Genomic DNA, 6,755 nt, shown 5'->3' with positions numbered 1-6,755 from the left:
CTCCGATCCGTGTTCCCCCACCCCACCCCCCCCCCCCCCCCCCCCCCCCCCCCCCCCCCCCCCCCCCCCCCCCCCCCCCCCCCCCCCCCCCCCCCCCCCCCCCCCCCCCCCCCCCCCCCCGCTGCTGTTTGGCCGGGTCTTTGCAATTTACACAGGGTTTACCCGGCAGCCCTTGCCAGGCCGCGGGCGCAACCGCGAGACTCTTTGGTACACCCGGTGACCGGTTCACCGAATGTTCGATCACAGCCGCGGAACAGGGCCAGCCATGTGCCCGGTCAGCCGGGCGCCGACGACGCCGCCCACGGACCCACAGGCAGGACGGGACCCGCAGAACGGAAGGATTCGTTATGGCCGGAAAGTTCGAAGCATTTGTTGATCAAGAATCGTTCTTCAGGTTCCGGCTGCTGGCGCCGGATGGCGCAGTGATGGCCATCTCCGGCCCCTTCGAGGACAAAGCCGCCCTTGCTGCCGGAATTGCCGCTGTCCGGGAGTGCGCCGGCACCGGGCTGGTCACCGACCTTTGCCCTGCCGGTGCTGTTGCACGTCCGGCACGCGCGGGGGCTCTTGTGTTGGCGCCGGCGGCCGCGCCGGCTGACTGCGAGGACCGGCGCACTGCCGCCGGACACACGTTCGTTTTGGCGAAAGGACCACGCAGGCAGGGAACCAAGCCCCGCTGGACCACGGCAATAGCCCGTTGAAGGCACGGCCAAAAAGTTTTTGAAGTTTTTTCCTGCACGGCGTAACCCTTGAGGCGCTTGCAGCGATTACCCCTATGTAGCGCCGGTCTGGAACTTGTCCCCCATCACGTTCCAGGCCGGCACTTTCTCTTTCCGGTGGCGGAAACGGCTGGTCCGGCCAGCCGCGACGCACGTGCGGCGGGCACGGGCATCGGTTACTGGGCGGTAAAGTGATGCAGGGAAAAGGCGTTCCGGGAACTGGAATCCAGCCTTCCCTTCACTTGACCCCCTCTCTGACTGAAAGCGCTACGTCCGTGACTGATGCACTGACAGATGGGACCCTGCGGGAACAAGCCGCCGGGGTGTCCACCTTCAGCGTTGTTTATCGGACCTATGCATCACAGGTCCTGGGTTATCTCACCGCCCGGGGAGTCGAAGATCCGGAGGCGGCCATGCAGGAAGTGTTCCTCTCCGTTCTGCCTCGGCTCGACACGGTCCATGGAGGTGCCGCAGGACTCCGTACGTTTATTTTTTCCGTGGCCCACGCGCGGATGGTTGACGACCATCGACGCCAAAGCCGTACGCCTGCCAAGCTGCCTTTTGAGCCCGATCTGGACCACCGCGAAGACTCGTCGGCCGAGGCGGAAGCCCTCCAGCGCATTTCGCCACGCGAGGTCCTGAACCTGCTGGACGGGTTGCCGCAGGATCAGCGCCAGGTCTTGGCCCTACGCCTCGTTGCCGGACACACCGTTGAGCAGACAGCTGCAGCCATGGGCAGGACCCCCGGCGCCGTGAAGCAACTTCAGCGGCGTGCGCTGGGGAAACTCCGCGAACTTTCGGCAGTGAAGGAGTACCTGCGGCCATGACCCACGCTGATCACCTGCCGGACATGGTGGAGGAAATGCTCCTCGACGCCGGACAAGTGCAGGACTCCGAGCTGCGCGCCGCCCTTCTTGTACTGGGATCGCTGGCGTCGCTGCCAACACCGGCCCCGTCCGGGAAACTGGCCGCGCTGCTGGCGGAATCAGAGGACGGGTCCGCCGGCGGCGCGGATGACGCCGGCGGTATATCGGACAGCGGGCCCGGGGACGAACTCGCGAAGCGCCGGGGGCTCCGGGCACACCGGCCCACTGTGGTTGGCCTCGCCCTGATGGCCGGGATGGGACTTGGGGTGACCGGGGTAGCCGCCAGTGCTCCGGTCCCCGGACATTCCGGCCCCTTTATCCAGCACTTGCTTGAAGACTGGGCTCCCGCCTGGACTCTTCTTGTGACGGACGCCCTTGCGACCGCGCTGCCGCCGGATGCCCTGGACGGACACGAGGACCCGGATGCAACGGTGCAGGGTGAACCGCAACCGGGCGTCAGCGAAGAAATCGCCACTGCTGGTGGATCACCTGCAATCGCTCCCGCCGCGGAGGACCGCTTCGACACGCCCCGCGTCCCGGAAGCCCCGGTACCGAACACGCAAGGGCAGCCGGCGCACGGGAACGCCGGGGCACAACGAGGCGGCGGGCAGGGCCCGGCCTCGGATTCCTGGAAGAGCGACGCCGGGGCTGCGGAACGGGAAAGTCCGGGCGCTTCTGCCGGGCTCCCTGAGCAGGCGGCGGCCCAGGCCGCCGGCGCCCGGCGCGAGTCGAAGCACGAGGCTCCAGCGGTCCCGGGGGCACGGGTGGATTCGGGGACGGAAGCTATCAGGCAGGGCTCAGATGCTGCCGCCGGAGCGGCCGTCAAGGCTCTGCCCGGGACGAAATCGCTGCAGAGGTTCACCCCGGAACCGCCACGATGACGTCGTTCACCCGGCCTGCCTTCCCGGCCACGTAGGCTAGGCGTATGGGGCACAAAAATGATCCTGCCGTCGTCGAACGCCTGATGCGGACCAAAGGGCGGTGGGCCATCGTTGGCCTAACCCCCAATGAATGGCGGGCCGCTTACGATACGTCGCTTTTCGTCCGCGACCGCCTGGGGATGGAGATCATCCCGGTCAACCTCCCGGGCGAGCCGGTGCACGGGGAAACCGGCTACCGGAGCCTGGGCGACATCCCCGCTGAAAAGCATCCCATCGACGTCGTTGACTGCTTTGTGAACTCCCAAAAGGTGGGGGACGTGGTGGACCAGGCGATCGCCATCGGGGCGAAAGCGGTGTGGCTCCAGCTGGGGGTCATCGACGAGGCTGCGGCCGAGCGGGCCAAGGCCGCCGGGCTGGACGTCGTGATGGACACCTGCCCCGCCCAGCAGGCCTGGAAATACAACCTCTGACGGGCCCGCGCTTCAGCGCTGCAGCAGCTCCGGATAGTGCCGCTCCGTGACGTCGGGGTGTGCGCGCATCCTGCCCTTGAGCATATTCATCCCGAACGAGGCCAACAGCGGGTTGGCGGGGTCGTCGGAAATTCCCCGTGCTTCAGCCTTCAGCTCGGGCGGCAGGGGGACGGGATCGATCACGGCATCAAGCCGGGGAGACCAGAAAAACGGGACGGAGTACCTGTCCACACCAGGGGGCGGCGCCTGCACCCGGTGGATGGTGGCCACCAGATAGCCTTCGGTGGCTACCTCCAGCATCTCGCCCAGGTTCACCACCAGGGCTCCCGGGATTGGCTCCACAGGCGCCCACCCGGTGGCCCCGGGCGGCAGGACCTCAAGCCCCCCTACATCGTCCTGCAGCAGGAGCGTAACGAAACCGTAGTCCGCATGCGAGCCCACACCCTGGTCACCTGCGGCCTCCACTACTCCGCCAACGTAGTGGACCAGCTTGCCCATCCAGGCCGGAGAACCCTGGAACGGCTCATCGAAATAGTTCTCCGGCAGCTTCAACGAGACGGCGATGGCGCGGAGCAGCTCCATGCCAACAGCGGACATCAGTTCCGCCCATTCCATGGCCGCCGGTTTGAGCTCCGGGAAGGAGTCCCCGGGCCAGAGGTTGGGGCCTTGGAGCAGCCAGTATGGCTTGTCCGCCGGATAGTCCGTGACCGGCTCCCGCTCGGGGGAATAGTCGATCTGCTCGCGGGCATCCGCCCGCCCCTGGGTCACCTCAGTACCCATCCTGGTGTAGCCGCGGAAATGGGGTGAAAGCCGGTTGTCCAGCTTCATCCTCTCCTTTAGCGGCAGGGCAAAAAACCGCCTGATAAGGTCCAGCAGGCGTTCAGGCTGGCCGGGCGTGGCGCCGTAGCCGGTGATCTGGAAGAAGCCCACATTGTGGGTGGCGTACCGAAGCTGCTCAATAAAGTGCGGGCTGAATGAACCGTCGTCCTGCCGTGCCCTGCCCAGGTCCAGAACAGGTATGGCCCCCTGATCGTGTGACATCCTCGCAGACTAGCACCGCAAGGGCAGGCTTTGTAGGCTTCCTGCATGGACCCTGCTGCACTGAGGAAAATCTGCCTCTCGTTTCCCGGCGCGTACGAGGATTACCCGTTCGGGCCGGAGACAGCCGTATACAAGGTCCGGGCAGATGTTGCCGGCGGTGCGCGGCATGAGGCCAAGCTCTTTGCCTTGTCCTCGATGGACTCCCAGGACTTTTACGTGAACCTCAAGTGTGAGCCCACCCTGGCTGCCCAGCTGCGCACGGTACACCCCGAAATCACCGGAGCGTGGCATATGAACAAGACGCATTGGAACGGCGTTCGCCTGGATGGCGGGCTGCCGGATGACATGGTCCGGGACATGGTGGAGGACTCCTACGACCTGGTGGTGGCAGGCCTCAGCCGGAAGCAGCAGGAGCAGCTTGGCTGGGCCCGCCTGGCAAGGGCAAGGGGAGAAAATCTGTGAGAACCAAGCGCATGGCAGATGGTGATTTGAACTACCCCGGCATCGGGGGCACGGAGCACGGTGCGGCGCCGGAGGGGTACGCGACTGTGCTGGAGGAGGTTCACCTCGGCAGCGGCATGAGCGCTTACCAGCAGGTGGCCGCCGGCATGCTCTCATGGGAGCTGCAGCGGCGTGCAGGCCTCCGGGTCCGCACTGATTCGCCGCGTGTGGTGCCCGGGGCGAGGGTGGTGAGCGGCTTCGGCGTCGGGCCCTTCCGGCTGGACGCGCCCTGCGAGGTGGTGTGGGCCCGCGAACCCCTGCCGGCGGGCATGCCTCAATCGGCCGGATTCGGGTACGGAGCGTTGCCCGGGCATCCGGCCCGGGGCGAAGAATCCTTCGAGGTGGAGATCAACGGAGGTGCCGAAGTTCTCCTTCGAATCCGGGCATTCAGCAAACCGGGCAGCTGGTTTTACGCCGCAGGCGGAGTGGTCACGCGGGCAACGCAGCGCCACGTCACTTCCCGGTACATTGAAGGGGCACGCCAACTCGCCGTGGAAGGAAAATCCCCGTGATCTTCATTGTCGTTAAGTTCAAGGTCAAGCCCGAATGGTCGGAGCGCTGGCCTGCCTTGGTGGCCGACTTCACCCAGGCCACCCGGCAGGAGCCGGGCAACCTGTGGTTTGACTGGTCCCGCAGCCTGGAGGACCCGAACGAGTACGTCCTGGTGGAAGCGTTCAAGGACGACGCCGCAGGCAACCACGTCAACAGCGCACACTTTAAGCAGGCCATGGCGGACATGCCCCAGGCCCTCGCTGAGACTCCAAGGATCATCAGCCGCCAGCTCGACGGCGAGGGCTGGGACCAAATGGGCGAGCTCAGCATCTAGCCGCCTGGCCGTATCTGGTTAGGCTGAAGCCATGTGGATCGGCTGGATCGAATTCGACATCCTCCTGGGCGACGTCCAAAGCCTGAAGGAGAAACGCTCCGTCATCAGGCCCCTGCTCGCTGACATCAAGCGCCGCTACGACGTTTCGGTCGCTGAGGTGGGCTATCACGACCAGTACCGGCGCTCACAGGTGGGCGCCGGCCTCGTGGCAGCGGACCGGGCGCACCTCGTGGAGGTGCTCGACGCCGTCGAACGCTTTGTGGCCGGACGGCCCGAAATCGAGCTCCTCAGCGCGAGGCAGCGGGACCACCACAGCGAGGACTGATTCCATCGATTGCTCCACAACGGCCCTTTTGACCTCCCAAAACGGCGTTTATGGAGCACTCGATGAGGGGTGTGGATAACTTCTGCGGCACCTGACGCAAATCTGTTCTGATGGTGCGATGAAGACCGCACGCCCCCTTCCGGAGGATCTCCAGGGCCGCCCGTTCACTGTTGCCGCAGCTGAACGCGCGGGAGTATCACCAAAGCAATTGCAGCACCGGTCCCTAACCCGCCTCGGCAAGAGTATCCGGGCGCAGGGCCCGACGGCGATGCTTCCGTTGACCGTCAGGGTGCAGCCTTTCATCGAGGTTAACAAGCGATGCGCCGCATCACACCTCACCGCTGCTGAGCTCCTTTCGCTCCCGCGGGTGCGAAAGCAAACAGCCGACATGCACCACATCATCCGCCCGGAAGGTGAAGCGCACCTGAACAGGCCCCACGTGATTGTGCACCGTATGAAACTCTACGAAGACGAGGTGACCACAGTGGACGGGGTCCCTGTGACCACTCCGGAGCGCACATGGCTTGATATGGCGGAATCGCTCTCTGTTGATGACCTTGTCGCCATGGGGGACAGTTGTGTCCGCGTTCCGCGCGCTGCTCTTGAAGGCAGGGACATGCCTCTCTGCAGCCTTGCCGATCTTCAGCTAATGATCGACCGGCACAAGGGAAAACGTGGTTTGCGCAGGGCCAAGGAAGCCATCAAGCTCATCAGAGTGGGAAGCGATTCGCCACAGGAGACGCTCCTCCGGCTCGCTATCGTTCGCGCCGGGCTGCCAGAACCGGAGCTGAACGTGCCAGTCATCGCCGAGGACGGCACCAGGCATCACGAGCCGGATCTGTCCTATCGGAAGTATCGGATCGGGATCGAGTACGAGGGTGAACAGCACGGCGAGGAGGGGCAAATTGTCCGGGACATCGCGCGATCGGAACGTTACTTAGCCTTGGGATGGACCGAAGTCCGGATCTCCAAGCGACACATGGTCAACGACGCGAAGCCGGCCGCGGCCAAAGTCCAGGTTGCGCTGGTCCAGGCCGGCTGGCGGCTGCGGCGTTAAGCATCGATTGCCCCACACCGGCGAGGGGGGGGGAGGGGGGGGGGAGGGGGGGGGGGGGGGAGTAGGGGGGGG

10 protein-coding genes are annotated in these 6,755 nt (G+C 65.5%); 9 read left to right on the top strand and 1 reads right to left on the bottom strand.

Annotation, left to right across the window (positions count from 1 at the left end):
* Window positions 1-347: 347 nt before the first annotated feature.
* From AC50X7_RS18445 to AC50X7_RS18430, 4 genes are all read left to right on the top strand, one after another.
* Window positions 348-698, top strand: a complete 351-nt coding sequence (locus AC50X7_RS18445; protein WP_494980344.1) for a YegP family protein — start codon at window positions 348-350, stop codon at window positions 696-698.
* 293 nt (window positions 699-991) lie between these two features.
* A complete protein-coding gene (locus AC50X7_RS18440; protein ID WP_494980343.1) occupies window positions 992-1,543 on the top strand; it encodes an RNA polymerase sigma factor in 552 nt (183 codons plus the stop codon).
* Window positions 1,540-2,463, top strand: a complete 924-nt coding sequence (locus AC50X7_RS18435; RefSeq protein ID WP_494980342.1) for a hypothetical protein — start codon at window positions 1,540-1,542, stop codon at window positions 2,461-2,463. The genes AC50X7_RS18440 and AC50X7_RS18435 overlap by 4 nt, the downstream gene beginning before the upstream one ends.
* Window positions 2,464-2,507: 44 nt before the next feature.
* Window positions 2,508-2,933, top strand: coding sequence for a CoA-binding protein (locus AC50X7_RS18430; RefSeq protein WP_494980341.1), 426 nt, complete (start codon window positions 2,508-2,510; stop codon window positions 2,931-2,933).
* A 12-nt stretch (window positions 2,934-2,945) separates the two neighbouring features.
* On the opposite strand, the gene AC50X7_RS18425 is transcribed toward AC50X7_RS18430, so the two are convergent.
* Window positions 2,946-3,974, bottom strand: coding sequence for an isopenicillin N synthase family dioxygenase (locus AC50X7_RS18425; protein WP_494980340.1), 1,029 nt, complete (start codon window positions 3,972-3,974; stop codon window positions 2,946-2,948).
* Window positions 3,975-4,019: 45 nt separating this feature from the next.
* Here AC50X7_RS18425 and AC50X7_RS18420 point away from each other — a divergent pair, with 45 nt between their 5' ends.
* The 5 genes from AC50X7_RS18420 (at window position 4,020) to AC50X7_RS18400 (ending at window position 6,683) form a co-directional block, all read left to right on the top strand.
* Window positions 4,020-4,436: an MmcQ/YjbR family DNA-binding protein gene (locus AC50X7_RS18420; protein ID WP_494980339.1), complete on the top strand. Its 417-nt coding sequence runs from the start codon at window positions 4,020-4,022 to the stop codon at window positions 4,434-4,436.
* Between the two features lie 11 nt (window positions 4,437-4,447).
* Window positions 4,448-4,987, top strand: coding sequence for a DUF1990 domain-containing protein (locus AC50X7_RS18415; RefSeq protein WP_494980338.1), 540 nt, complete (start codon window positions 4,448-4,450; stop codon window positions 4,985-4,987).
* Complete coding sequence (locus tag AC50X7_RS18410; RefSeq protein ID WP_494980337.1) at window positions 4,984-5,301, top strand: putative quinol monooxygenase; 318 nt, start codon at window positions 4,984-4,986, stop codon at window positions 5,299-5,301. The genes AC50X7_RS18415 and AC50X7_RS18410 overlap by 4 nt, the downstream gene beginning before the upstream one ends.
* Window positions 5,302-5,332: 31 nt before the next feature.
* Window positions 5,333-5,626: a DUF503 domain-containing protein gene (locus AC50X7_RS18405; RefSeq protein ID WP_494980336.1), complete on the top strand. Its 294-nt coding sequence runs from the start codon at window positions 5,333-5,335 to the stop codon at window positions 5,624-5,626.
* A 268-nt stretch (window positions 5,627-5,894) separates the two neighbouring features.
* Window positions 5,895-6,683 carry a type IV toxin-antitoxin system AbiEi family antitoxin gene (locus AC50X7_RS18400; protein ID WP_494980345.1) on the top strand — a complete coding sequence of 263 codons (789 nt, stop codon included), beginning with the start codon at window positions 5,895-5,897 and terminating at the stop codon, window positions 6,681-6,683.
* Window positions 6,684-6,755: the final 72 nt, after the last annotated feature.

The sequence above is a fragment of the Pseudarthrobacter sp. Hb11 genome, from assembly GCF_059383655.1.
This window is presented reverse-complemented; position numbering and strand designations above follow the sequence as displayed.